This is a genomic window from Nitrospirota bacterium, assembly GCA_040757335.1.
In the GTDB taxonomy this organism is placed as follows: domain Bacteria; phylum Nitrospirota; class Nitrospiria; order 2-01-FULL-66-17; family 2-01-FULL-66-17; genus JBFLXB01.
On record JBFLXB010000019.1, the window covers coordinates 1 to 25,755 of the forward strand.

The 25,755-nt window shown below is 63.1% G+C and carries 22 protein-coding genes and 1 riboswitch; of the genes, 13 read left to right on the forward strand and 9 right to left on the reverse strand.

Annotated features, from left to right (window positions below):
* Together ligA and AB1451_10795 are read left to right on the forward strand one after the other, a co-directional pair.
* A partial coding sequence (gene ligA, locus AB1451_10790) for an NAD-dependent DNA ligase LigA (protein MEW6683392.1) occupies positions 1–1,450 on the forward strand: 1,450 nt, incomplete at its 5' end.
* 134 nt (positions 1,451–1,584) lie between these two features.
* On the forward strand, positions 1,585–2,634 hold the full coding sequence (locus tag AB1451_10795; protein MEW6683393.1) for an ABC transporter substrate-binding protein: 1,050 nt from the start codon (positions 1,585–1,587) through the stop codon (positions 2,632–2,634).
* 10 nt (positions 2,635–2,644) lie between these two features.
* Here AB1451_10795 and AB1451_10800 read toward each other — a convergent pair whose 3' ends face one another.
* The 4 genes from AB1451_10800 to AB1451_10815 all read right to left on the reverse strand — a co-directional run bounded on the left by AB1451_10800 (position 2,645) and on the right by AB1451_10815 (position 5,222).
* The gene (locus tag AB1451_10800) at positions 2,645–2,935 is read right to left on the reverse strand and encodes a hypothetical protein (protein MEW6683394.1); all 291 of its coding nucleotides are present in this window, start codon (positions 2,933–2,935) and stop codon (positions 2,645–2,647) included.
* A gap of 15 nt (positions 2,936–2,950) precedes the next feature.
* Entirely contained in the window at positions 2,951–3,472 is a 522-nt protein-coding gene (locus tag AB1451_10805; GenBank protein MEW6683395.1) for an NUDIX hydrolase, read from the reverse strand.
* Positions 3,473–3,476: 4 nt separating this feature from the next.
* The gene (locus AB1451_10810; protein ID MEW6683396.1) at positions 3,477–4,406 is read right to left on the reverse strand and encodes an aldo/keto reductase; all 930 of its coding nucleotides are present in this window, start codon (positions 4,404–4,406) and stop codon (positions 3,477–3,479) included.
* A 63-nt stretch (positions 4,407–4,469) separates the two neighbouring features.
* On the reverse strand, positions 4,470–5,222 hold the full coding sequence (locus AB1451_10815; GenBank protein ID MEW6683397.1) for a hypothetical protein: 753 nt from the start codon (positions 5,220–5,222) through the stop codon (positions 4,470–4,472).
* Positions 5,223–5,338: 116 nt separating this feature from the next.
* On the opposite strand from AB1451_10815, the gene AB1451_10820 reads away from it, so the two are divergent.
* Positions 5,339–6,223: a DMT family transporter gene (locus AB1451_10820; GenBank protein MEW6683398.1), complete on the forward strand. Its 885-nt coding sequence runs from the start codon at positions 5,339–5,341 to the stop codon at positions 6,221–6,223.
* A gap of 143 nt (positions 6,224–6,366) precedes the next feature.
* Here the strand turns inward: AB1451_10820 and AB1451_10825 are convergent, their stop codons facing one another.
* On the reverse strand, positions 6,367–6,702 hold the full coding sequence (locus AB1451_10825; protein ID MEW6683399.1) for a hypothetical protein: 336 nt from the start codon (positions 6,700–6,702) through the stop codon (positions 6,367–6,369).
* Positions 6,703–7,086: 384 nt separating this feature from the next.
* Here AB1451_10825 and AB1451_10830 point away from each other — a divergent pair, with 384 nt between their 5' ends.
* The 8 genes from AB1451_10830 to AB1451_10865 all read left to right on the forward strand — a co-directional run bounded on the left by AB1451_10830 (position 7,087) and on the right by AB1451_10865 (position 17,718).
* Positions 7,087–7,380 (forward strand): hypothetical protein, encoded by a 294-nt coding sequence (locus AB1451_10830; protein MEW6683400.1) that lies wholly within the window; start codon positions 7,087–7,089, stop codon positions 7,378–7,380.
* 133 nt (positions 7,381–7,513) lie between these two features.
* Positions 7,514–10,975 carry a methionine synthase gene (gene metH, locus AB1451_10835; protein ID MEW6683401.1) on the forward strand — a complete coding sequence of 1,154 codons (3,462 nt, stop codon included), beginning with the start codon at positions 7,514–7,516 and terminating at the stop codon, positions 10,973–10,975.
* 48 nt (positions 10,976–11,023) lie between these two features.
* A complete protein-coding gene (locus tag AB1451_10840; protein ID MEW6683402.1) occupies positions 11,024–11,404 on the forward strand; it encodes a hypothetical protein in 381 nt (126 codons plus the stop codon).
* Positions 11,405–11,514: 110 nt separating this feature from the next.
* The gene (locus AB1451_10845) at positions 11,515–12,354 is read left to right on the forward strand and encodes a hypothetical protein (GenBank protein ID MEW6683403.1); all 840 of its coding nucleotides are present in this window, start codon (positions 11,515–11,517) and stop codon (positions 12,352–12,354) included.
* 50 nt (positions 12,355–12,404) lie between these two features.
* Entirely contained in the window at positions 12,405–13,085 is a 681-nt protein-coding gene (locus AB1451_10850) for a hypothetical protein (GenBank protein ID MEW6683404.1), read from the forward strand.
* Positions 13,082–13,714, forward strand: a complete 633-nt coding sequence (locus tag AB1451_10855) for a hypothetical protein (protein ID MEW6683405.1) — start codon at positions 13,082–13,084, stop codon at positions 13,712–13,714. Before AB1451_10850 ends, AB1451_10855 begins: the two co-directional genes overlap by 4 nt.
* 14 nt (positions 13,715–13,728) lie before the next feature.
* Complete coding sequence (locus tag AB1451_10860) at positions 13,729–15,186, forward strand: hypothetical protein (protein ID MEW6683406.1); 1,458 nt, start codon at positions 13,729–13,731, stop codon at positions 15,184–15,186.
* A 111-nt stretch (positions 15,187–15,297) separates the two neighbouring features.
* Positions 15,298–17,718 (forward strand): Ig-like domain-containing protein, encoded by a 2,421-nt coding sequence (locus tag AB1451_10865; protein ID MEW6683407.1) that lies wholly within the window; start codon positions 15,298–15,300, stop codon positions 17,716–17,718.
* Between the two features lie 172 nt (positions 17,719–17,890).
* Here AB1451_10865 and AB1451_10870 read toward each other — a convergent pair whose 3' ends face one another.
* Together AB1451_10870 and thiC are read right to left on the reverse strand one after the other, a co-directional pair.
* A complete protein-coding gene (locus tag AB1451_10870; GenBank protein ID MEW6683408.1) occupies positions 17,891–18,703 on the reverse strand; it encodes a sulfide-dependent adenosine diphosphate thiazole synthase in 813 nt (270 codons plus the stop codon).
* 69 nt (positions 18,704–18,772) lie between these two features.
* Positions 18,773–20,701: a phosphomethylpyrimidine synthase ThiC gene (thiC, locus tag AB1451_10875; GenBank protein MEW6683409.1), complete on the reverse strand. Its 1,929-nt coding sequence runs from the start codon at positions 20,699–20,701 to the stop codon at positions 18,773–18,775.
* A gap of 121 nt (positions 20,702–20,822) precedes the next feature.
* Positions 20,823–20,929: riboswitch (TPP riboswitch) on the reverse strand.
* Between the two features lie 170 nt (positions 20,930–21,099).
* On the opposite strand from thiC, the gene AB1451_10880 reads away from it, so the two are divergent.
* Both AB1451_10880 and AB1451_10885 read left to right on the forward strand, forming a co-directional pair.
* Entirely contained in the window at positions 21,100–22,107 is a 1,008-nt protein-coding gene (locus AB1451_10880; protein ID MEW6683410.1) for a Fe(3+) ABC transporter substrate-binding protein, read from the forward strand.
* 130 nt (positions 22,108–22,237) lie between these two features.
* Complete coding sequence (locus AB1451_10885; GenBank protein ID MEW6683411.1) at positions 22,238–23,893, forward strand: iron ABC transporter permease; 1,656 nt, start codon at positions 22,238–22,240, stop codon at positions 23,891–23,893.
* A gap of 14 nt (positions 23,894–23,907) precedes the next feature.
* Here AB1451_10885 and AB1451_10890 read toward each other — a convergent pair whose 3' ends face one another.
* Positions 23,908–25,071 (reverse strand): PQQ-dependent sugar dehydrogenase, encoded by a 1,164-nt coding sequence (locus AB1451_10890; GenBank protein ID MEW6683412.1) that lies wholly within the window; start codon positions 25,069–25,071, stop codon positions 23,908–23,910.
* Positions 25,072–25,311: 240 nt separating this feature from the next.
* Positions 25,312–25,755: a 50S ribosomal protein L17 gene (rplQ, locus tag AB1451_10895; GenBank protein MEW6683413.1), complete on the reverse strand. Its 444-nt coding sequence runs from the start codon at positions 25,753–25,755 to the stop codon at positions 25,312–25,314.

A 25,755-nucleotide genomic window follows, 5' to 3' on the forward strand; every position in this document is an offset into this window, starting at 1 on the left:
TGCCGAACTCAACGAGCGGCGCCTCGCCGCGGGCGAGGCGCCGTTGGCGAACCCCCGCAACGCCGCGGCCGGCGCGGTCCGGCAGCTCGATCCCAGCGTGACTGCGGAGCGTCGGTTGAAGTTCATGCCCTACGGCGTCGGCGTGATCCAGGGGCGCGAACCACGCACCCACTGGGAAAGTTTGGAGCTCCTCAAAGCCCTGCGATTCCCGGTGAGCCCCCACAACGAGCGTTTGCCCGATTTGGACGCCGCGTGGGCGTTCTGTCAAAAATGGGAGGCGCAACGCGACGACCTGGACTACGACACCGACGGCACGGTGATCAAGGTTGACGACGTGGAGCTGCAGCGCGAATTGGGCGAGGTGTCGCGACGGCCGCGCTGGGCGATCGCGTATAAATTCCCCGCGGAGGAGGCCACCACGCGCGTGATGGACATCATCATCAACGTGGGCCGCTTCGGCGCGTTGAACCCGGTGGCGATGCTGGACCCCGTCAAGGTGGGCGGCGTCACGGTGCGCAAGGCGACCCTGCACAATGAGGACATCATCGCCAAGAAGGACATCCGGATCGGCGACTGGGTGGTGGTCCGGCGCGCCGGCGAAGTGATCCCCGAGATCGTGAAGGCGATTCCCGAACGGCGCACGGGCGAGGAACGCCCGTTCGAGCCTCCGGCCGCGTGCCCGGTGTGCGGCGGAACCGTGATCCGGCCGCCCGGCGAGGTCTCGTCCCGTTGCGTCAACGCCGCGTGCCGCGCGCAACTCGAACAGCGCGTCAAACACTTCGTGTCCAAGGGCGCCATGGACATCCGTGGCCTGGGCGAGCAATGGGCCCTGCGTCTGCTCGACGAGGGCTACATCACGGACGTGGCGGACATTTACGGCCTGACCAACGCGCACCTGTTGAAGCTCGAACGCGTGAGAGACAAGACCGCGACCAACCTCCTGGCCGCGATCAACGAGAGCCGCAACCGCCCGTTTCCGCGCGTGGTGTACGCGCTCGGCATCCAGCAAGTGGGCGAGGTCACGGCCGAGAAACTCGCGGAGACGTTTCGGACCATGGACGCCCTCATGAATGCCGGCGAGGAGGACTTGGCCCGGGTCCGGGATGTCGGCCCAGTCACCGCGCGCATCGTGCGCGCGTTCTTTGACGAGCCCAAGAATCGCGCGTTGATCGAGCGGCTGAAGGCCGTGGGCCTGCAGATGGCCTACGAATCAAAGGCGGGCCCGCTCCTCGGCAAAACGTTCGTGTTGACCGGCTCGTTGGCGTCATTGACGCGAGGCCAGGCGCAAGAAAAAATCCGCGCTGCTGGCGGCAGCGTGGCTGACGCCGTCAGTCGAAAGGTGGACTACGTAGTCGCGGGCGAGGACCCGGGATCCAAGCTGGAAAAGGCCAAGAAACTGGGGATCAGAGTCATCGACGAGACCGAGTTCCTCACCCTTCTGTCGCGGTAGCCCGGTGTGCGTGTCCGTCACCGTTCAGCAGATCGGGTTACGTGAAAGGGCATTGCGAGCGCATCCCCTGCAGCTTGCTGCGGGAGCTTCAATCCCCTCGACGGAAAACGTCTCACCTGTCACAAGGAGATCGCGTGATTGATCGTTTCGTCGTCCGAAACATCTTATTGCCCACATTGGCCATTGCGGCCACGGTCTTTCCGAGCGCGCTTCACGCCGCGTCCACCGAGCCGCCCGTCAAAATCCGGGTGGGACATTTCCCGAACATCACCCACGCCCAGCCGTTGATCGCCCAGACCAATGGGTGGTTCAGCAAAGCGCTGCAACCCGACGCCGTAGTGGAGTGGAAGATTTTCAACGCCGGTCCTGCGGTGATCCAGGCATTGTTTGCCAATGAGTTGGATCTTGCGTATATCGGACCCGGCCCCGCGACCAACGGCTACGTCAAATCCAAAGGCAAGCTCCCCATCGTGATCGCGGGCGCAGCCGACGGGGGCGCCGCGCTGGTCGTGCGGCCCGATGCGGGAATCCGTTCTCCGGCTGATTTTCGCGGAAGACGAATCGCCACCCCCCAGATCGGCAGCACGCAGGACATTGCGTTACGGGGGTGGCTCAAGCAACACGGTCTCGCCCCCAAAGAAAAAGGCGGCGAGGTCACCGTGGTGCCGTTCGCCAATCCCGATCAACTCACGCTCTTCCGACAGGGCCAGATCGACGGGGCCTGGGCCCCGGAGCCGTGGGCGGCGCGTCTTATCCACGAGGGTGGCGGAACGATCTTCCTCGATGAGCGCGAGCTGTGGAAAGACCTCACGGGCGGGAAGTTCTCGACCACGGTCCTGGTCGCTCACTCCAAATTTCTCCAAACACATCCGGAACTCGTGCGGCGATGGGTCGCGGCGCACGTGGAGCTCACGACCTGGATCAACGATCATTCCGACGAGGCCAAATCGCTCGTCAACGAGGAGCTCAAACGCATCACCGGCAAACCCCTGCCGCCGGCAGTGTTGGACGCGGCGTGGGCGCGGGTCAGATTCACGTCCGACCCGATCAAAGCATCGATCGCCCAATCCGCGCGATGGGCGTTCGAGCAAGGGCACTTGGGACGCAAGGAGCCCGATCTCTCCGGGCTCGTGGACACGCGCTGGCTGCCGGCAGAAGCACCGGCTTCTCAACCCAAGAAGTAACCGCCGAGGCTTAGGGTGGGGTGACACCGAGGCTCTCGATCACTTTGCCGGTCGTCTTACCGGGCTTAGCGACATCAGAAGGCTCCGCTAACCAGGGACCGAGCAACGCCCACACCGCGCGGTGCTTGCCGATCTCAGCGTCGCGCTGCATCAAGGTTCTGAGCCGGGCGCGCGCCGACGCCATGTCCGGATTGTGGGCGTCATCGAGCAGCAGGAGAAAGTGTTTGATCAACCCTTGGACCTCGGCGCCCTCATCTCGCAGCGAGGTCAAAAACGCGTCTACTTCGTAATTCGTGACCATAAGCGACAAACTCCTTTACGATGTCCGGTTCTTCACGTAATCCGTGAGGGCTTGTCTGGTGCTGGCAAAGGCTAAGTCATCCCACGGTAGACGATTCACGGCAAAGGTCTTGGCCTCCAACGCTTCGTCCCCCGCCATCAGGCGCCCTCCGGTGACGCGCGCGGCGTAGACGACCACCACGACCGGATATTCGCGGTACGAGTAGGCGCCGAGCAACCCGTCGGTGCTGACTTCCAGCCCGACTTCCTCCCGCGTCTCCCGTGCGGCCGCCTCTTCCAAGGTCTCCCCGCGATCCACGAACCCGCCCGGGAACACCCACTTGCCGTACCCGGGTTCGATGCCGCGTTTCAGCAACACCAGTCCGCCGTCGTGGGAGACGATGGTTCCCACCGCGACCTTGGGATCCAGATACACGACCCGCCCGCACGCCGTGCAGACCGGACGCGGCCTTTCACCCGGTCTGGGCGACTGCACCGCCAATCTGCCGCCGCAGGCCGCGCAGAACGTCACCCCGCGTTGAATCTCGTCCCACCCCACCTGGCTACCCCTCTCGTTGTACCGTAACGACGCGAGCCAGATCCCCGTCGCCGAGGTACGGCGGATCACTGGCGCGCACGAATTCTTCGATCTGTGCCGGCGTCTTGATCCCCGGGATCACCGTGGACACCAGCGGCGACGTGAGCACATAGCGCACCGCCGCCTCCGCCAGGCTCGCAATCTTGCCGCGCACCAGGAATCGGAATCCCTCGACTCGTTGAAGCAATGCAGCGAACTGCTCCGGCGTCCACCGCGTGGCGCGGTGGTCCATGGCGTGAAAATGCGCGCCGACCTTGTACTTACCCGATAGAAGGCCGTACTCGATCGGCGTCCGCACGATCACACCAATGCCTGTGCGCTCGACCATGGGGCCGATCTCGGAAAGGATATGAGGCCGCAAGAGATTGTGGACTAATTGCAGCGTGGCCGCGGTCCCTCGCGTCATCACCAGCCGCGCGGATTCCGCGTCGCTTACCGAAACACCGTAGTGGCGGACCAATCCGCGCCGCTGAAAGTCCTCCACCACTGCAAACAGCTCGTCGCCCTTCAGGAGATCGACGGAAGGATTGTGCAGCTGGTATAGATCGATGATCTCGACTTTGAGGCGCTTGAGGCTGGCTGCCACAGCGGCCTCAAGATGCTTGCGCGAGAAATCCTTGACCAGTCCCCGAGCCACGTCGTACCCGCCCTTGGTCGCGACCGCCACCTTGCCAGCCAGGCCCGACAACACTTCGCCGAACAACCGCTCACTGCGGCCGTCGCCGTACATGTCCGCGGTGTCAAAGAACGTGACGCCCAGATCCAGCGCCCGCTGAATCGCGGCCACGGATTCGCGGTCGTAGGTGGGCCCATAGTCCCGACCGCCGATGGACCAGCCGCCAAACCCGATTTCACTGACGCTCAGACCGGTCTTGCCTAGCACGCGATAACGCACGGCCATCCCTTTGCGATGCCGTACTCTAGCACGTGATTTTCAAGCGGTGCAACGAACCGACAGCTAGGGGCTGGTGATCTGGATGGTCACTTCCGACCCCGCCGCTTCAGTGCGATCAATCACCGCCACGTAGTATCGGCCGGTCTCGGTCGCGCTGAAAGCAATCAGGCCACCTGGCTCCGCTACGTCGAAGAAATCGTCGTCCACCGACGGGATGAGCGAGGCGAATGTTTCGGTCGCCCCTCGGATTGTCGTTACTCTGATGGTGTAGTCCGCGCCGCGGATCGCGTCAAACACGAATCGCGCGGTCTCGCCGGGAACCAGCGCACGCGGAACCGGGAAGTCGTTCACCAAGAGGCGGGTCGTGCCCGGGATGGGATCGAGGCGCTCGTCGTAGGACACCACGCGGACCGTGTACTCGGTGCCTCCATGATTGCCGCGGTCAGCCACCGCGATGTAGGCCACCCGGTCGGTCGCGGTGAATGCCAGGCCCGTAGATGACCCCACGTCCACCATCGCGTGCGTCACGGGATCGATGATCGGCGACAACGAGACGTAGGTATCGGCGCTCCCGGAGAACACCCGGGTCAGCACGAAGTATTGATGCCCCGGAATCGTCGTGAACCGCCACGCGTGCGCTTCATTCCGGCCAAGGTCGGCGTCGGCGGGCCGATCATTGATGAGGACCTCGCTGCCTGCCGAGAGATCCCAACACTCACCCGATGGGCACGGCACCACGAGGACGGGTTCGACGATCGCCCCGCATCCGGCCAGCACCGCCGAACCAAGGCCCACCAAAATACGCGGCACACCCATCAGCCCCTCCACAGCCATCGGTGTCGTCAGCCGATCAGACGGGCCATGCCCTGAAATATTCACGCCGGCGACGCGCTTTGACTTTGGCCCATCGGCGTACTACGATGCGCGCTCGCATGCCTGCCGACCGCGCGACACACCGACTCGGGATGGTCTTGATGCTCGCGGCCGCGGCGTGTATCGGCATCCAGGGGTTCTTCGTCAAACTCGCCGGCCGGGAGATCGACCCCGTCACGCTGGCCTTTCTGCGCTTTGCCGCGAGCTACGCGCTCACGCGCGCGGCCATGACTGCGAGTTGGGTGGAGATCCGCCCGGGCAATCTGCGCATCCTCTGGATCCGCGGGGTGCTGGGCGGCATCGGAAGCCTGCTGCTCTTTCTGGCGGTCACGCACACGCGCCTGTCTAACGCCATTGTGCTGTTTTACACCTATCCGGTGTTTTCAGCGTTGATTACCCGCGTGTTGCATGGGACCGACCTGTCGTTGGCCGTGGTGGGGGCGTTTGCCGCGTCGTTCGTGGGCGTGTATTGGATCGTCCAGCCGTCGTTCGACGCGGTTGCGGCCGGGGACGTTTTCGGGTTGCTCGCCGCGCTGACAGCGGGCGGGGCGATCGTGTCGCTCAAAGTCTCGCGATCCACGGAAACCGTGTGGACCGTGTTCCACTATTACAACATCGCGGGGATGCTGGTCACGGGCCCCCTCCTACTCTGGCATTGGACCACACCGACGCTCCAGAGCCTCCCGGTTCTGCTCGCCGTGTTGGTGTTCTCGATCTTGGGGCAACTCGGCACCACGTACGCCTACCGCTATACCACGGCGGTGGAAGGGGGAGTGCTGTCCATGTTCGGCGCCGTGGTGGGCAGCGCCCTGGGAATCGGCGTGCTACACGAGTCGGCCACCCCACACTTCGTGGCCGGGGCCCTGTTGGTGCTGCTAGCGGGGATCTATTTAACGGTCCGGGGGACCGAGGACAAGAACAGCAGAATCACGCATCACAGGTAAGACCGTATTATTCGACTCTGTGGGGGGCTGCTCAGAAAGCTCCAGCTGCAAGGCCGCAGCGAGGAGGAAACCGGAGCGTACGGGGTGGTACGTGAGGATTTCCGACGAGCGAGAACGCCGCAGATGGACTTTCTCAGCAGCCCCTAATGCTGGATCTTCATTTCGACCTTCGCATCGCCCCGCTTGATGCCGAACACCTGCCCCACGGCTTCGTCCGAGGAGTCCACGGTGGTGAGGCGCGGCTCGATGCCGCGGGAAGTCAGATCCGCTTTCAACGCATCGCCGAAGGATTTGCCGATGACCATCTTGCAGTCAGCGACCGCCTCGAGCAGGGTCTTGTCATAGTAGCGGATCGTACGAAACACGACCTCGTTGCCCCGCATGTCGTAGACGACCACCAACGGCGGAGCGTCGGCAGAGTCTGCCACGCTGCAGTCGTCATTGGCGGCGACCGCCACCTTCTGTTCGACGTCACTCATCGTCCCACCCCCGACTCACGCCAACGTTGTGTAGTAAGACCGCTGAGATAAAGCGGTTATTTACTGTGCTCCGCGCCGTCAGGCGCTGTCAATAGCGCCAAAGGCCACTCTGCACATGGCGCAGCATAGTCAATTTCACGTTGCCATGCAACCACCCGATGCATCTCCATGGCACCCCGGCCCCGGTCCGGGGCCTTCCTCCCCATTTGCGCCCACTCTTGAGGACTTTTTCCCCAACACTTTACCCTACCACGACCCCATCTCCTGATGCAGTTGGATTTTATGGGCATTTCCTGTGGACGGAAACCGGGCTTGTGCCTTGCATGAGTTCAATCAATAGCTTCACCACCCTTCACGCGTGACGCTCGTCACAGGAGTTTGCTCATGATTCGCACGGTGCTTCCCTCTGTTGTGGCGGCCATGGCCACCCTTTTCGTGGCGCTCCCGATGGCTGCCGGCGCGGCCGCTGACCCTGCTCCGCTCGCCCCCAAACGGCTGGTGGTGGATTCGGTGTCGGCTCCGGTGTTGTCCATTGACCAGGCGGCTTTGCTGGTCGACATCGTCCTGGTCCCGGACGGCGACTACCAACCAGTGCATCCCGATTCCCTGGGCAATGCGGACGAAGCCCAATCGCCCGCATTGCCCGACGCGACGGGCGAAGAGACCGACAAGCCTTAGCAGCCCGGCTCTTCCGCTGCGGCGCTGGTTTCGCTACAATCTCTCGCGGCTCCGTGCTCGCAGCGCCTTGCATCTGGCCCGTTCGCGAACAGGCTGAATAGACGCCCCGGTTCTCCTCTGTTATCATGCGGACATGACTATCCGACACTCCACTGACCAACTTCGCGAACTGCTGGCCCGCCGTATCCTCGTCTTGGATGGAGCGATGGGTACCGTGCTGCAGGGCAAGAACCTCACCGCTGCTGATTTCGGGGGGGCGGATTGCGAGGGGTGCAACGAGCACCTGAACTTGACCCGGCCCGACGTCGTCACCAGTGTGTTCGAGGCCTACCTCGACGCGGGCGCGGACATCGTTGAGACCAATACGTTCGGCGGCACGCCCATCGTGCTCGCGGAGTACGCCTTGGCCGAGAAAGCGCGCGAGATCAACCGCGCCAGCGCCGCGCTCGCGCGTCGCGCTGCGGATTCGCGGTCGACCGCCGACAAACCGCGGTTCGTGGCGGGCTCGATGGGTCCCACGACCAAAACCATCACCGTGACCGGCGGGGTGACTTTCGATCAACTCGCGGACTCGTTCGCGGTGCAGGCCCGGGGCCTGATCGAGGGCGGCGTGGATCTGCTGCTGCTCGAGACCGCGCAGGACACGCTCAACCTCAAAGCCGCAGCCATTGGCATTGCCCGCGCGCAGGAGACGCTCGGATCGCGCGTCCCGCTCATGGTCTCGGGCACCATCGAGCCCATGGGCACCATGCTGGCGGGTCAGGGCGTCGAAGCCCTCTACACCTCGCTCGAGCACCTCAACCTGTTTTCGATCGGACTGAACTGCGCAACCGGACCGGAATTCATGACCGATCACCTGCGCTCGCTCGCAGGTATGGCCACCTGTTTCGTGTCGGTCTATCCCAACGCGGGCCTGCCCGACGAGGAAGGCCGCTACGCGGAGACGCCGCAAAGCTTGGCCGCCAAACTCGCCCGCTTCGTGGACGAGGGGTGGGTGAATATGGTGGGCGGCTGTTGCGGGACGACCCCTGCGCACATCGCCGCGATCGCCGCCATGGTCCAAGCGAAGCGCCCGCGAACACCGCAACGCAGCCTGAGGCCCGCAGTGTCCGGCATCGACTTCGTGCCCATTGAGGACGACAACCGCCCGCTGATCGTGGGCGAGCGCACCAACGTGATCGGCAGCCGCAAGTTCAAGGAATTGATCATCGACGGCAAGCTCGAAGAAGCCGGGGAAATCGGCCGCAACCAGGCCAAAAACGGCGCGCAGATCTTGGACGTGTGTATGGCCAACCCGGACCGCAACGAGTTGGCCGACATGGACGCGTTCATCAGCATCCTGACCAAGAAGGTCAAACTTCCGCTGATGATCGATTCCACGGATCACGTGGTGATCGAGGCCGCGCTCAAGCGCTGCCAGGGCAAGTGCATCATCAACTCGATCAACCTTGAGGACGGCGAGGAACGGTTCGAACACGTCGTACCGCTGATCAAGCGCTACGGCGGCGCGGTGGTGGTGGGCTGCATCGACGAGGACCCGCAGCAGGGCATGGGGGTCACGCGCCAGCGCAAACTGGAGATTGCGAAGCGGTCGTACGATCTGCTGGTCAACAAGTACGGTCTGCCGCCGCGCGACATTATCTTCGACGCGCTCGTCTTCCCGGTCGGCACCGGCGACGCCAACTATATCGGTTCGGCGATCGAGACGATCGAAGGCATCAAGCTGATCAAGGCGGCGCTGCCTGAAACCAAGACCATCCTGGGAATCAGCAACGTGTCGTTCGGTTTGCCTCCGGCCGGTCGCGAGGTGCTGAACGCGGTGTATCTCTATCACAACGTCAAAGCCGGGCTCGACCTGGCGATCGTGAACGCGGAACGGTTGGAGCGCTACCCGTCTATTCCCGAAGAGGAACGTCGCCTGGCCGAAGACCTGATTTTCTGGCGTGGCGATGATCCGGTAGCCGCGTTTGCCGCGCACTTCAAAGGCAAGCAGACCAAGGTCCGGGCAACCGCCGCGGATCTGCCGTTGGACGATCGTTTGGCGCGGTACATCGTCGAGGGCTCGCGCGACGGACTGGTGGCGGATCTCGACGAGGCGCTCAAGACGCGCGCGCCCCTGGAAATCATCAACGGTCCGCTGATGACCGGGATGGACGAGGTGGGCCGGCTCTTCAACAACAACGAGCTGATCGTGGCCGAAGTGCTGCAGAGCGCTGAAGCGATGAAGGCCGCGGTGCGCCACCTGGAACAGTTCATGGAAAAGTCCGCGACCGCGTCCAAAGGCAAGATCCTGCTCGCCACGGTCAAAGGCGACGTGCACGACATCGGCAAGAACCTCGTGGAGATCATTCTGGGCAACAACGGCTACGAGATCGTGAACCTCGGGATCAAAGTGGCCCCCGAGGTGCTCATCGACGCGTACCGCCGCGAGAAGCCCGACGCGATCGGGCTCTCCGGGTTGCTGGTCAAGTCGGCCCAGCAGATGGTCATCACCGCGCAGGACCTGCGCGCCGCTGGCATCGAGGTTCCCATCCTGGTGGGCGGCGCCGCCCTGTCGAACAAGTTCACGGCCACTAAAATCGCACCCGAGTACCCCGGGATCGTCCTGTACGCCAAGGACGCCATGAGCGGACTGGATCTGGCGAACCGGCTCTCCGACGACCAGGAGCGCCAAGCGCTGATCGCGCGGATCCGGGAGGAGCAACAATCCATGGTCCGGGGGGCGAGCGTGTCCAAGCCAGCCGCCACAGTCACGACCGCAGTACCCCCGCGCTCGGCGGTCCGCCGCGACGTACCGATTCCCCCCGCGCCCGATTACGACCGCCACCTGTTGCGCAACGTGCCGCTCGGCGAGGTGTTCGCGTACATCAACCCGATCATGCTCTACGGGAAGCACCTCGGTTTGCGCGGGCAGATCGACAAATTGCTGTCCGAGAAGGACGAGAAGGCGGTCAAGCTGCATGAAACCGTCGAAGCCCTCAAAACCGAAATCCTGGAAAAGAAGTTGATGGCCGCCCACGCAGTGTGGCGGTTCTTCCCCTGCCAGGCCGATGGTGATGACCTGGTCCTGTACGATCGGGTTCGGCCCGATCGCGTACTGGAGACGTTCACCTTCCCCCGCCAGGCAGCGGGCGAACGGCTGTGCCTCGCGGACTACTGCCGCGACCGGGACTCCGGCCAGCGCGACGTGATCGCGCTCTTTGCGGTCACCTGCGGGGTCGGGATCCGGGAGCTGTCGCAGCGATGGAAAGACGCGGGCGAGTACCTTCGCTCGCACGCGCTGCAGGCCATCGCGGTGGAAGGCGCGGAAGGGTTGGCTGAGTGGCTGCACCGCAGGTTGCGGACGTCCTGGGGGTTCCCCGACCCGCCCACCACCACGATCCACGACGTGCTCAAGAACAAGTACCAGGGCGTTCGGGTGAGCTTCGGCTACCCCGCCTGCCCCAACCTGGCTGACCAGCGCAAACTGTTCGCGCTGTTGCAGCCGAAGGACATTGGCATTGAACTCACGGACGGTGATATGATGGACCCCGAGGCTTCGGTGTCCGCCCTGGTATTTCACCATCCCGAAGCCAAATACTTCCGAGCGGACTAACGGGCGACGAGCGTGCGCGGAATCGGATCAACGTCGAGGAATATCCCGGTGTTGTCGACTGTTTTCCGAGTCATGGGGTCGTGTATCCGACGAATTACCTCTCCGTTGGCCGCGCGAAGGCGCTTCCGCGCCACCGCCGCGGTCCTGCTTCTTGCCTACTTTGCGCTCGCAGGCGAGGCGATCCATTGCCAGTACTTCCCCACCGCGCACAACGAACACGCCGACCACTCGACCACGCCGGTGCCCGCCACGGACCACGCGATCCATTGTCTGGTGGCGAATCACGCGGGATCCGCCGCTGTCAACGCCGACGGGTCCGCGCCGCTCCCGACCCTAACCCCCAACGTCCGCATCCTCTCGGACGAAGGACCTTCGCTCGTCTCGCACCTGGTCCGGCTCACGCCGGTCCGCGCACCGCCCGTTAGCTAACCCTCAGACATTCTCCATTTCGTTGCCGTAGGGCTGCAGTGCTCGCATCGTTGTGCGCGAGCGGCGGTCCGTTGAATTCATACTTTTCTTGATCGGCAAAGGAGAAGCCCATGCAGGGAAGGGTGATCGGCACGGCCGCACTGGTAATTGTCCTGTCCGTGTTTGGCCAGGAGGCATTTGGCGCCCACATTCTCGAGCCATTGAACACCGAGATCGCCGCGACAACGCCGCGCGGCCGCATGTTCGGGCAGATCGTCTACGATTACGCGAAGTTCGAAAACGGAACGACCGTCAAGACTCACTTGCTCCCGGTGGAGTTTGAGGTGGGCGTTGGCGAGCGTACCCAACTGAATCTGGAAGGAGTCATCGTCCTCCGCGAGGACACCGCAGGGGTCGATGAAAGCGGGGTCGATGAACTCGCCTTCGGCGTCAAGCAGCGCTTTTGGGACGAAGGGCGTGTCGCGCCGGATATGGCGTTCGAGGCCGAATACGTCCCGTCGGCGGGGCTGACCGGCAACCACAAAGCCGTCGCCGCCACGCTGATCCTCTCAAAGAACGTGACGCCGCGATTCGTCCTGCACGTGAACGGCGGGTACGAACTGGAAACCGAGCGGGAAACTGAGATCGAAACCGCGCCCGTGGGCATCGGCGGAGAGGACGTGGTGGTTGGCATCGCAGAGGAAGCCCACAACGAAGCGATCTGGTTCTACAACGTGGCGCCCATGATCAAGGTCATCCCAGACAAGCTGATGGTGTTGGCGGAATTCAACGGCCGCACCCCGGCGTCCGGCGATACCGTGATGGTCGTCGCGCCGGAGATTATTGCGGTGCTCCAAAGCGACACGTTTCTCGCGCTTCAGAACGTCGCGTTCAAGTTCTCCGTGCCGTTCGGGCTGAATGACGAGTCGCCGGACATGGGGTTCCAATTCGGGATCTCGAAGTTGTTTTAACGCTCGCGCGGGTGGGCGCAAACGCGCCCACCCGTCAATGGAGAACAACCATGCAGATCACCACAAAAGCCGGATTGATCGCCGTCCGGTGGGCCATGTTGGCGGTCATGCTCGCGGCGACACCGGTCGCCGCCCACGAGATCGTGGGGCAGGTCACCCCCTTGATGATCCACATGAAGCGGGCGCTGCTCCTCGCTGAAAACGGCAAGGCGCAGGAGGCGGTGGCCGAAGCCCGCGCCGTGTACGAGGACTTTGCCCATGAGATGGGCATGGGGATGACGATGGAAGGCGCGGGCTTGAAGAGCACCGCCGCGCAGATCGATCGAACCTTTGGCACACGGTTGGGCGAATCCCTGGAGCAGTCCCTTCAACGGAACGACGCTGACACGTTGAAGAAGACCATCCAGGAACTCGCCCTGCTGCTGATGATAGAGAAATTCAACGCGCTCCAAGCGAGCTTCGGCAAAGACACGGTGACGCTCGACACCCAGCGGACCATGTTCTGGCTCGGCCGAAACTACTTCTCCTATCTTCTTGAACCTACGCTCGCCGCCAAGGATCCGATCGAAGAGCAGCGCCTGGACCGCATGCTGGACGTCATGTTGTATCGGCTCGAAGACGGAGAGCACCAAAGTTTTCTCGATGCCAGACGAAACTTGCTGGGAGGGATTACCACGGCGTTTCGCTTGACGCTTCCGCAACAAGCCTCGGCGGGAATTCCTCGCGGATGAAGATCACGCCGAACGATCCGCAAACCTCCGTTGATCGGACCGGAGGGCTCAAGCTCCCCTCGCCGTGGGTGATCCTCGCCTGCCTGGTCCTGTTCGGTTTCGGGGAGACCGCGGGCGCGGCGCTGGGCGGACTGCCCAAACCCATTATGGACGTTGCCCGCGCGCAAGCCGTGACCCGGCCGGAAGTCCACGGCCTGTCCGGCGTGCCGGACATCGATCGTGCCATCATCGAAGGCGTGCAGACCGAGGTGCTGGCGCGGGTCCATACGTTTCATCTTCACGGTCACGGCCTGGCCATCGTGGTGTTTCTGCTGACCTTTATCGTCACGAACACCGGCTTCACGCCTCGCGTCAAGACGCTGCTCACGACACTGACTTGCCTGGGCCTGCTCTATCCCTTTGGCTGGCTGACCATGGCCTTGGCAGTGCCGGTGGCCGGGAAGGCGGAGGCCTTCCGCATCGCGGAACGTTGGTTTTTTATCCCCTTTGGCGGGGCGTTCTTAGTCGGGGTGTGGTTCATCGTATTGGCCTACACCGTCCACTGCCTGCGACGGAATGAAAAGCCGGCCCAACCTGTCTTGGAGGGAGGTGAGACTCAACCGTTTGAAAAACCGAATAAGACTCCTTAGCGGGAGGGCCGCTTTTGTGTAATTGGAAACCCCGCGTCCTCCTGGCGAGTTGGATCGCGGTGTTCGGGTTTAGCCTACTGGCTGCGTCACGGGTGGAAGCCATTCCGGCCTTTGCCCGCAAGTACGACATGGATTGTAGCCATTGCCACGTGATGGCGCCGAAACTCAACAAAGTCGGCAACAAGTTTCACGACAACTTCACGCTTAAGGAGGCCGTTGCCGACCTCTCGGAAGAGATGCGTGATCGCATCAAGTCAGAAGACCCCGAGGATATCCACCCGGCGTACTGGCCCGTGTCGATCCGCGTGGCCGGGGGCTACCAGTACAACAAACGCGACAACCAGGCAACCGACAACGGACTGGAGACGATCACTACCCGGACGTTCGCGCTGACGCGTTTCGAAATCCTGGCCGGCGGCCTGTTTACGCCGGGAATTTCATACTATCTGACCTATTACCCGGAAGCCCTCAACGTGGGCCTGCCAGGCCAGCCGCCTGTTCACGCCCATCCGGGCGCGACCTCCGGAACAGCACAGGTGGGGGCCCTGGGGTTCGCATGGGTGCGGTTTGCCGACATCTTCGGCCAATTCAGCGAAGCCGAGGATCACCCGCATGACGACGCGGCCGCCGATGAACATCCCCACGACGCCGAGGCCGAGCAGAAACACGAACACGGTCAGGATTTGATCTTCGGCAGCCACGAGCTGCACCTGACGCTCTCCGGCCATCATCGGCTCACCAATGCTCCCTACCTCGCCTATCGGTATGACCCACGCTTCTCCCTAAACTCCTCCGAGGGATTCCAGCTCGATGCGCCGCAACTGGGCGCGTCGCTGGACGGCGCGACCCCGTGGTTCGGCTACGCGGTCTCGGTGTACAACGGCACCACCAGCTCAGCCGACGACAACCGCGCGCTGGATGTCTTTGCCACCGTGACCCAGGAATTCGGCGATCAGCGCTTTGGCGTCTTCGGCGTGCGGGGGATGGCCCCGACGAGCTTCGTGACCACCGGGGGCGGGACCACTCCGATTGCCGGGACCGGCAAGGATAACGCGGCGTTCTATCGCTTCGGAGCCGACGCCGATCTCAACTTCGGCCCGTTCAATCTGATGCTATTTGCGTTGTACGGGCAGGACGACAAGGATCTGTTCGGCACATCGTCCGCCACGCAGGACGCGAAGTACTACAGCGGATTCATCGAGGGTGACTACATGCTCGAGTCGACCCGGACGATCGTGCTCGGACGCTACGACCTGATCCGCAACCTCGAACAGGGCATCAGCACCAACCCCAAGCAGCGCGGGGACGCCGATGCCCTCACCCTGGCCGTGCGGCGCGATCTCGTCCTGACGAGCCGCGTCAACCTTCAGTTCCAGTTGGAGGCGAACACCATGCGCACGAAGGCCACGGCCCTGGGTGACAACGATCAGACCTCGAACACGGTATTTGCCGGGTTGGATTGGTCGTTTTGATGAGTCTGTTGCCGCAAAACACGAAATATTTCACCATTGGGTGATCGCTAAGCCCAAGGATATTAAGGAGTTTTGACGATGGCGCGATTGTTGCTGTGTGGAGTGCCTGGAATGACCAGAGCACGGTGGCAGAGCTCAGCAGTCGCGGTCTTGGGCGCGCTACTCGCGGCGTGCGCAACAGACAGCGCACCCGTTGGAACGCTTTCCGGAAGCAGCGGGCTGGTCACCTCGGGAGCCAGCACGCTCAACGGGACTGTCGGGGTCCAATACCCCAACGTCACGTTCTCGGTCGAGGACAGCACCCCTGGCGCTCTCTTTTATTGGACGGTCTCGGGATCGTTGCCTCCCGGCCTCACGGTGACACCGGCCAACAATGCCACGCTTTCGAACACGTTGGTCCTCTCCGGCACACCCACGACCGCGGGTCAGTTTCCGTTTCAGATTACAGTACACACGTCTGATCATAGCCTGCTGATCTCCGCAGCTTCCCAGGTGGTGACCATTGCGGGCGCGGGTGGATCGCCGGTCGTGATCGCGTTACCGTTTACCTGGATCGTCAATGTGGCCGACGAGGAGATCCTGGGTGTGATCGGGGGACAGCCGCTCTACACCTGGTCTGCGACAAACTTGCCGCCCGGCGTGACGCTGAATCAAACCGAGGGGAAGCTCTCCGGAACCGTGACGTCGGTAGGTTCGTATCCGATCAACGTCACGGTGACAGACTCGGCAGGTAATCAGGGCAACGGAACGGTGACGCTCACGGTGATCTCCCTTGCCACGTACCAAGGAACGTGGACCGGAATTGTCCAGGGCGGCCCGTTTACCGAACAGCGGCTGAGCCTGTTGCTCAATCAAAGCGGTCTGGCCGCGCAAGCCACACTCGACGGGCTGATCCTCGCCAGCCCCAGCCAACCGCTCCAGTTTACCTATGACACCACGCCGGGGTTCGTGGGAATCAACAAGTTTATTAGCCAGATCAACTGGCACCTGGTGTGTCTCTTAAACGATGCCACTGGGGATCTTGACTGCGCCGTGCATGATGGTTTGGGTGGCAATTCAGTCAATGCCACCGCAGTGCTCAAGAACGTGAGCCAAGCCAGTCAAGACACCACGGTCCCTACGGTCGCGAGTACGACCCCCGCGAATGGAGCAACGGGCGTCACGGCGAGCCAGGTCACCGTGGTGTTCAACGAACTGATGTCTGGAACCGGAGGAACCGCGATCACCTTGAGCGGTGGGTCCGGAACCGTAGGAATCCCAAGCTACGCTGACACGACCACTGATCCGGCCTCGCGCACGCTGAGGATCCCGCTTTCGGGACTTCAGGACAACACGTCGTACACCGTCACATTGAACCCTTCGGGTCAAACGGGATTCTTCGATCTCGCGGGAAATCCGCTGGCCACAACTTCGATCTCGTTCACGACCGCGGCGGTTGTCGCGAACAATCCGCCGACCGCAAACCCAGACAGCTACACGACGCTCCTCGGCGCTCCACTGCAGATCACGCTCGAAGGGTCCGATCCCGAAGGGGGAGCGCTCACGTATACGGTTGTGAACCCGCCAGCGACAGGCACTCTGACACCAAGCGGCACGACCACAACCGGGGACCGGACGTACACGCCCGCCGTGGCCGGCCCGGTCAGCTTTACGTTTATTGTGACCGATCCCCTTGGCAGCCAGTCGTCGCCGGCGACAATCAACATTACCGTCCAACAGCCCCCAGTCGCCCAAGCTCAGGGGCTCGCCATTATGCAGAATACGTCGGCGGCGATCACCTTGGAAGGCACAGCGGAACCAGGCGCCACGATCACGGCTTACACGATCGTGCCTGGAAGCGGCCCCACCAACGGCACGCTCGTGCCGGGGGGAAGCGGCAGCTCGCACACCTATACGCCCAACACCTCGTTCATCGGGACCGACCGCTTCACGTTCACCGTGACGGACTCGAGGGGTCTGGTCTCGGCGCCGGCCACGGTCACCATCGTCGTCAGCCTGACCGAGCCGCCGGTCGCATTCGACCAGACGATCATTATTGGGCGACGCACGGGCACTGTTGCGGCCCAATGGGCCATCTTTCTGAGTGGCAGCTCATCGGCGGTGCGGTTCAAGATCGTCAGGTGGCCCACGTACCAGGACTACAACTACGTGGGAATATGCGGCACCACTACTGACCCCACCATCCCTCAGGATGGGCCCTGTTCTGTCATGGATTATGTGGGGGGCCGGACCTACCAAACCGGCTGGACTGCCATCGACGGCGGGACAAGGAAGCCCACCGTGACGCCCGAAGTCGGCACATCGTCAGTAGTGGACCTTCAGCTTGCAAGCGGACTGCCGTCGCCGCAATCCACAGGCAACATCACCGTCACGGGATCGCCCTATGCCGTCGTGTATACCGCCACGATCTGTCACTTCCAGGACTTCTCTCAGGATTCTTTTGATTTTGTCGCCATTGACGCAAATGGCGTGGAATCCGCACCGGCAACTGTGACGATTCTTCCCCGAAACCAATGCGTCGGCACCCACTAATATGCGAATGCCTGCCAACTAGATCGTAGTTGAAGCGACCAGGTTCCACCGAAAGGCCGCCTAACGGATTGTGAATAACGATTGTTTCCGACGATTACGCGACGACCGATTCGCACGTGCGCGAAGGCCGGTGGGCAACACGCTTCATTCCGGAAGTGACGGGCGGGCGATGTTATCCGCGGCTGGTGGCTGGCTGGGCCGCCAGTTTGGCTGAGATTTGACCGGCGCCTTTGCGTCCTGATAACAGCATGGCGCCGAAAGCCGGTCCCATGCGAGGCGTGCCGTAGACCGCCGCGACTGACAGGCCCACGAGAAACAGGTTGGGATACACCTCGCCGGTTTTTTCGATCACGATTTCTTCGGACTGATCCACCCACATCGCGCCGTTCCCCGGGATCGGTTGATGCAGACCCCGCTTGGCCAGCATCTGCACCGCCACCGCGTCGTGCCCCGTGGCGTCCACTACCGCGCGGGATTCAAGGGCGATCGGATCCACGTGCGCCACGTCGTGCCCCACCATCTCCAACGGCGTCCAGTTGACCACCACGCCTTCGAGGCGGTCCGCGCGGTAAACCAAGTCCACGACTTTTGTAAAATTGAGGACCTTCACCCCTGCGTCATAGGCCGCACCGATCAGCTTGGCCACCGCGTGGGGAGGATCGACAAGATACATGTCGGGGCCGGCGTCCTGGCACGGCACGCCGACTTCCTCGAGAATCGTTTGGGCCGGTGAAGCGATCGTCGCCTTGTTCATGAGGTACCCGCCGTTCCAGAACCCTCCGCCCAAGTGGTTCATCTGCTCGACGATTACGACCTTGAAGCCCGCGAGAGCCAGATCGCGGGCGCACACCAGCCCCGAGGGACCGGACCCGATAATCAGCGCGTCGGACTCGACCAGGTCGTCGAACTGCCGGAAGTGTTCGCGGGCGATGGCCCGGGTAATGTCCCGTTCTCGGGTGGAAGCGATGGCGCGTGTCTGGTTCATGTTGTCACCTGTAATGGGTCCCTTCTCCTTGCCTCCTCCCCCCTTGCGGGGGAGGGCAGGGTGGGGGTCCTACCGATAGATTTCCAATCCCGTCTTTTTGAACTCTTCCGCCTTTTCGTGTAAGCCCGATTCCAGCGCGGTCGCCTCGTCCAGGGCCTTCTGGGCGGCGTAGTCTCGGACGTCCTGCGTGATCTTCATCGAACAGAACTTCGGCCCGCACATCGAACAGAAATGCGCGACCTTGGCGCCCTCGGTGGGCAGGGTCTCGTCGTGGTAGGCCTTTGCGGTGTCCGGGTCCAGCGACAGGTTGAACTGGTCCTCCCAGCGGAACTCGAACCGCGCCTTGGACAATGCGTTGTCGCGCCGCTGAGCGCCCGGGTGCCCCTTGGCCAGGTCCGCGGCGTGCGCCGCGATCTTGTACGCGATCACTCCCTGCTTGACGTCCTCCTTAGTCGGCAATCCCAGGTGCTCCTTGGGCGTGACGTAGCAAAGCATCGCGCAGCCGTACCACCCGATCATGGCCGCGCCGATCCCGGAGGTGATGTGGTCGTACCCCGGCGCGATGTCGGTGGTCAACGGCCCCAGGGTGTAGAACGGCGCCTCGTGGCAGACCGCGAGTTGTTTGGTCATGTTCTCGTGAATCAGGTGCATGGGCACGTGCCCCGGCCCCTCGATCATGACCTGCACGTCGTGCTTCCACGCGATTTGCGTGAGTTCACCCAGCGTCTCCAACTCGCCGAACTGGGCTTCGTCATTGGCGTCGGCCACTGCGCCGGGCCGCAGGCCGTCGCCCAGCGAGAAGGACACGTCGTACGCCTTCATGATCTCGCAGATCTCTTCGAAGTGGGTGTACAGGAAGTTTTCCTTGTGGTGCGCCAGGCACCACTTGGCCAGAATCGAGCCGCCGCGAGACACGATCCCCGCGGCGCGCGAGGCCGTCAGCGGCACGTAGCGCAGCAACACGCCCGCGTGGATGGTGAAGTAGTCCACCCCTTGCTCGGCTTGTTCGATCAGCGTGTCGCGGAAAAGCTCCCAGGTGAGTTCTTCGACTTGCCCCTCGACCTTTTCCAGGGCCTGGTAGATCGGCACGGTCCCGATCGGCACCGGCGCGTTGCGGATGATCCACTCGCGGGTTTCGTGGATGTTCTTGCCGGTGGACAGGTCCATCACCGTGTCCGACCCCCACCGGATCGCCCAGATCATCTTCTCGACTTCTTCCTCGATCGACGACGCCACCGCGGAGTTGCCGATGTTCGCGTTGATCTTGACCAGGAAGTTGCGGCCGATGATCATGGGCTCGGACTCGGGATGGTTGATGTTGGCGGGGATGATCGCCCGGCCGCGCGCCACCTCGTCGCGGACGAATTCCGGCGTGATGACCGCGGGGATACTTGCCCCCCAACTCTGGCCCGGATGTTGGTGCGCGAGGTGGCTCCGCGCGGCGCGCCCCGGGTGCTCCATCACCTCCATCAACCGCTCGCGGAGCTGGTTCTCGCGGATCGCGATGTACTCCATCTCGGGCGTGACGATGCCTTGCCGCGCGTAGTGCATCTGCGTCACGTTCATGCCCGGTTTGGCGCGCAACGGCTTGCGCAGGTTCGGGAAGCGGACATTGTCCAGGCGCACATCCTCCTCGCGCCGACGGCCGTACTCGGAGGAGACGCGAGACAACTCCTCGACGTCGCCGCGCCGCAGCACCCATGTCCGGCGCAGCGGCTCCAGCCCCCGGCGAATGTCGATGGTCGCGTGGGGGTCGGTGTAAGGCCCGGAAGGGTCGTAGACGACGATCGGCTCGTTGTGCTCGAGCGCGCCGTCCTTGGCGTGCCGGGTCGGAGATACCTGAATTTCGCGCATGGCCACGCGCACTCCGCCGAGCGATCCCTCGACGTACACCTTGCGCGACGCCGGAAACGGCGTGAGCGTCAGTCCGTTGGTCGTCACGCGCTCCGTGGCCACCGCAGCGCGACCGTTACCTGATCCGTTGTCATGGGTATTCATAGTCACCTCATCCCTGGAAGATCGACCGTGTTCGGACGGCGCGGCGCGGAACGCCGACGCCTCAGTGTCCCCGAGCGCTTCGTGCAACAAAAAAGCCGCACCAGCGATGGTGCGGCTTCGAAATACCGGTAGCCCGCTTCCCTTCGCTGGTATGATCCAGATCAGGTTCAAAGGGTTGTCCGTCAAAGACGGACTCTCAGCCCGGTCCGGGCTCCCCTAGCGCAATCGAAGCGAATTGTACGGTTGCCGGTTCGGTGAAGTCAACGGCGCCCGGTCCGGCGATTGCGGGCCAGAGTCATTCACGTCCCCATCCACGCCTTTCATCCAGATCATCCGGTGATATTGAAAACCCTTTTCAGTTGTTGTACAGTTACCCTGTCTCTCATCCGGAGAACCGTATGCCTTTGATCGCTCGACTCGTTCCCACCGTGACCCTCGTCATCGGCCTTGCCCACGCCATCGCCTCGGCGGCCGACGAGGTGGTGGTCTACAGTTCGAGGAACGAACAACTCATCAAACCCCTCTTCGACGCTTACACCAAGGAAACCGGCGTCCACGTACGGTTCATCACCGACAAGGAAGGCCCCCTCATCGAGCGCCTCAAGGCCGAGGGCTCCAACACCCCGGCGGACCTCCTGATCACGGTCGACGCGGGCAATTTGTGGTTCGCAGGCGACGAAGGCCTGCTGCGGGCGGTGGAATCCCACGCGCTGCGCGCCAACATTCCCGAGGCGTGGCGCGATCCCGACAACCGGTGGTTCGGGCTCACGGTCCGCGCGCGGACCATCGTGTACAACACGAAACGCGTCAAACCGACTGACTTGTCCTCCTACGAAGACCTCGGGACCGCCAAATGGAAGAAACGGCTCTGCTTACGCACGTCGAAAAAAGTTTATAACCAATCGCTGGTCGCGATGATGATCGCGGAGCTGGGTGAAGCCAAAACCGAGGCGATCGTCCGTTCGTGGGTCGCCAATCTCGCCACCGACGTGTTTTCCGACGACACGGCGATGATCGAGGCAATTGCCGCGGGCCAATGTGACGTCGGCATCGCCAACACCTACTACTTCGGACGGTTCAAGAGCAAACACCCCGACGCTCCTGTTGCCTTGTTCTGGCCCAATCAGGGCGATCGCGGCGTCCACGTGAACGTCTCCGGAGGCGGCGTGACCCGCCACAGCAAACGCGCCGCCGCGGCGGTTCGTCTGCTGGAATGGCTCTCGTCCCCGTCGGCGCAGAAGATCTTTACCGAGATCGACTTCGAATATCCCGCAAATCCCTCTGTCGCGCCGTCCCCGACCGTGGCGGCGTGGGGCACGTTTCGATCCGATCCCATCAATGTGTCGAAGGCCGGAGAGTTGCAGCGCGCGGCGGTGATGTTGATGGACCGGGCAGGCTACCGGTAAAGATGAGCCTGACCATCAAGGGCCATCTGCGGCGTTGCCGCTGCGCTTCCGGTGCTCACGTACGCAACCAGTACGCTGCGCTCCGGTGCTCGCGGCGCCTAGCATCTGGCCCGTTGGTGGTCAGTCTGACATGATCAACCCCCAAGACACTGTACTCACGCTGCATCAGAGACGTCCTCTGGACAAATGGCGGCTGGCGGCCTTTGCCATCGCGGCGTTGGTGACGTTTCCGCTGGTGGTGGTGTTGTCTTCCGTATTCGCGCCGGCGGACGAGGTGTGGCGCCATTTGGCGACGACCGTGTTGAGCGATTTGCTGATCAACACGGTCTGGCTCGTGGCGGGCGTTGCGGCCGGGACTGCGGTGTTGGGCGTGGGGCTGGCGTGGCTCACCGCGGTCTGCGAGTTTCCTGGGCGGCGGTTCTTTGATTGGGCGCTGATGCTGCCGCTGGCGATCCCGGCGTACGTGACCGCGTTCGTCGCAGTGGCGCTGCTGGATTACGCCGGCCCGCTCCAGACCCTCTTGCGCGCGGCGCTGCCGGAGGGCTGGGCGGTGCTGCCCCCAATCAGATCACGCGGCGGAGTCATCGTGGTCATGAGCCTGGCGCTGTATCCCTACGTGTACTTGTTGGCCCGCCAGGCGTTTCTCACCCAGGGCCGACGCGCCATGGAAGCGGCGCAAGCGCTGGGACACGGGCGCTGGGCTGGCTTTTTCCGTCTCGCCGTGCCCATGGCGAGGCCGTGGATCGTGGGTGGACTCGGGTTGGTGGTGATGGAAACGCTCGCGGACTTCGGGACGGTCTCGGTCTTCAACTACGACACCTTTACCACGGCCATCTACAAAGCGTGGTTCGGACTCTTCTCACTCACCGCCGCGGCGCAACTGGCCTCGGTGTTGATCGTCATCGTCTTCGCGGTCCTGGCCCTGGAGCAGACCTGGCGCGGCCATGCCCGGTACGCAACCGGGGCAAAGCACGACCAGCCCGCCGAGCGAATTGCGCTCTCCGGAGCCGCGGCGTGGTTGGCGTGTGTCGCCTGCGCCGGTGTGCTTGCGCTGGCGTTCGCCTTCCCGGTCGCCCGGCTCGCGACCTGGGGCGTTGCGAGGATTGCCGAGGATCTCGACGGCCGCGCCATCGGGTTTCTGTGGCACTCGGCCTTCTTGGGCACGGTGGCCGCTGCCCTCACGTGCGCCTGCGCATTGGTCCTGACCTACGCAAAACGCCACGGCAACGGGCTCGTCGCGGTGGCGACGCGCGTCGCTACGCTCGGCTATGCCCTGCCCGGTTCGGTGCTGGCGGTCGGCATTTTCATCCCCCTGGCGTGGCTCGATCGGCAGGTCGCAGTGGAATTTCAGGCCGTCCACCAGGAGTTGGGCCTGGTCATCCTCGGAACGCCGCTGGCCATGATCCTCGCCTACGTGGCGAGATTCCTGGCCGCGGGCTTCGGCCCCATCGAAAGCGCCATGCACCGCGTGACGCCAAACCTGGAAGAGGCGGCTCGCGGGCTGGGGGTCGGCGGGCGCCGGTTGCTGCAACGAGTCCACCTCCCCATCATCCGGAGCGGCGTGCTCACCGCCGCCACGCTCGTGTTCGTGGACGTGATCAAGGAAATGCCGGCCACGCTGATGACCAGGCCGTTCGGGTGGGACACGCTCTCGGTGCGCATCTTCGAGCTGACCTCGGAAGGTCAGTGGGAACAGGCCGCGCTCCCCGCGCTGGCCTTGGTCTTGGCCGGGCTACTGCCGGTGATGCTGCTCACCAGGCACGGGGCTCAAGCCTCATCGGAGTGAGCGGGGTCTAGAGCTTAAGGGGCCGGGATAATCTGGTAGACTGTACCGTTCGCCGATAAGATATATAACTCGCCGTCCGCGCCTTCGCCGAACGAGAGAATACTTCCGAGGCTTCCGAAGGCCCATTCCCGCTGTTCCGTGGCGGCGCCGTTCGCGTAGCGAAAGCTGCGCACCCACCCGTCACAGTAGTCCGCGTAGAAATACGTTCCCTGTAGCGACGGGATGGCCGCGCCGCGGTAGACAAAGCCGCCCGTGATTGAACAGCCCTCGGCATGCCCGTACTCGATAACGGGAAGCGTGAGCCCGCTCTGATCGCAGCCGCTCGACGGCTCGTAGCAGTGAAATCCCTCCATGATGTCCCACCCGTAGTTCGCGCCCGCAGTGGTGGCAGACACCACGTTGACCTCTTCCCACGCGCTCTGTCCGACGTCCGCGATATACAGACGCCCAGCGGTCCGATCAAAGGCCCAGCGCCACGGGTTTCGCAGCCCGAGCGCCCAGATCTCCCCCCGCGCCCCTGGCGTCCCCACAAACGGATTGTCGGGAGGGATCGCATACGGATCCCCGGCATCCACGTCGAGGCGCAGCAGCTTGCCGAGCAGCGTGTTCGGGTTCTGACCATTCTCGTCCGGATCGCCCCCACCGCCCCCGTCTCCGGTTCCGATGTAGAGCTTGCCATCGGTCCCGAACGCGAGCATGCCGCCGTTGTGGTTCGTTTGCGTGGAGTGCGCAACGGACAGAATCAGGTGGGCTGATCCCTCATTCGCCAGGTTCGGATCCGCGCTCACCGTGTACCGCTCGACCGTGATGTCTCCGTTCGGAGCCGTGTAGTACACGTAAAAGAAGCCATTCGCCGCGTAGGATGGGTGAAAGGCCAGCCCCAGCAACCCGCGCTCCCCGCCGCTACTGATCTGACCGACCAGATCGAGAAACGAAGTGGGAAGCAGCGCGCCGTTTTCAACGATACGAATGCGGCCGGGTTGCTCGACGATGAACAGTCTCGGGTCGAACGCCGGAGCCGTCAGGAGTAGGGGGTTGGACAAGCCGGAGACAACGGGTTCGACCCGGAGGGCAATTGGCGACTGGGTACCAGTCCCCGAGTCGTTGGGACAGGCCGTGAGCAGAAGCGCAAGACCACACACGACGCAGAGCAGAGAGCCGGATCGGCGTGGCTGCATGTTAACGTAACTTTTAACAAGCGAGGACGACTAGGTCAAGCCGATGCACTAGTCACTGCTTGGAGGGTCGCAGTCACCTCAGCCCCTGCCGAATCAAACGCGCAGGGCCTTCGCGGATAACAAATGCACGCGGTCGCGGACCGTGTAAAGACTTTAAAAGAACGTACCGATCAAAATAAAGCGAAGGGGCACCGCCAACTAGGCGGGGCCCCTTCGGCAACTGACTCTGGTTGAGATAGGCTACTCTGCTTTGGCCTTCGCCGCCTCAGCCTTTTCCTTCTTCGCGCCCTTGCCCTTCTTCTCCGGCCCGGCCGTGGTGACCTTGGGCTTCATTTCGGTCAGCTCGATCACGGCCATGGCGGCGCCGTCGCCGAGGCGTCGGCGGGATTGGAGCACGCGGGTGTAGCCGCCGGCGCGGTTCGTGAAGCGCGGGCCGATGTCGGAGAACAAAGTGCGGACTACGGATTCTTTCTGGATGAAGGCCAGCGCGCGTCGCCGAGAGGCCAGGTCGCCGCGTTTGGCCAGCGTGATCATTTTGTCGGTGAACGACCGGATCTCCTTGGCTTTCGGAACCGTGGTTTCGATCCGCTCGTGCTCCAATAGCGAGGTCACCAGCGAGCGATACAGGGCGCGCCGATGGCCGCTGTTTCGGCCCAAGGCTCGGCCGGCTTTGCGATGGCGCAT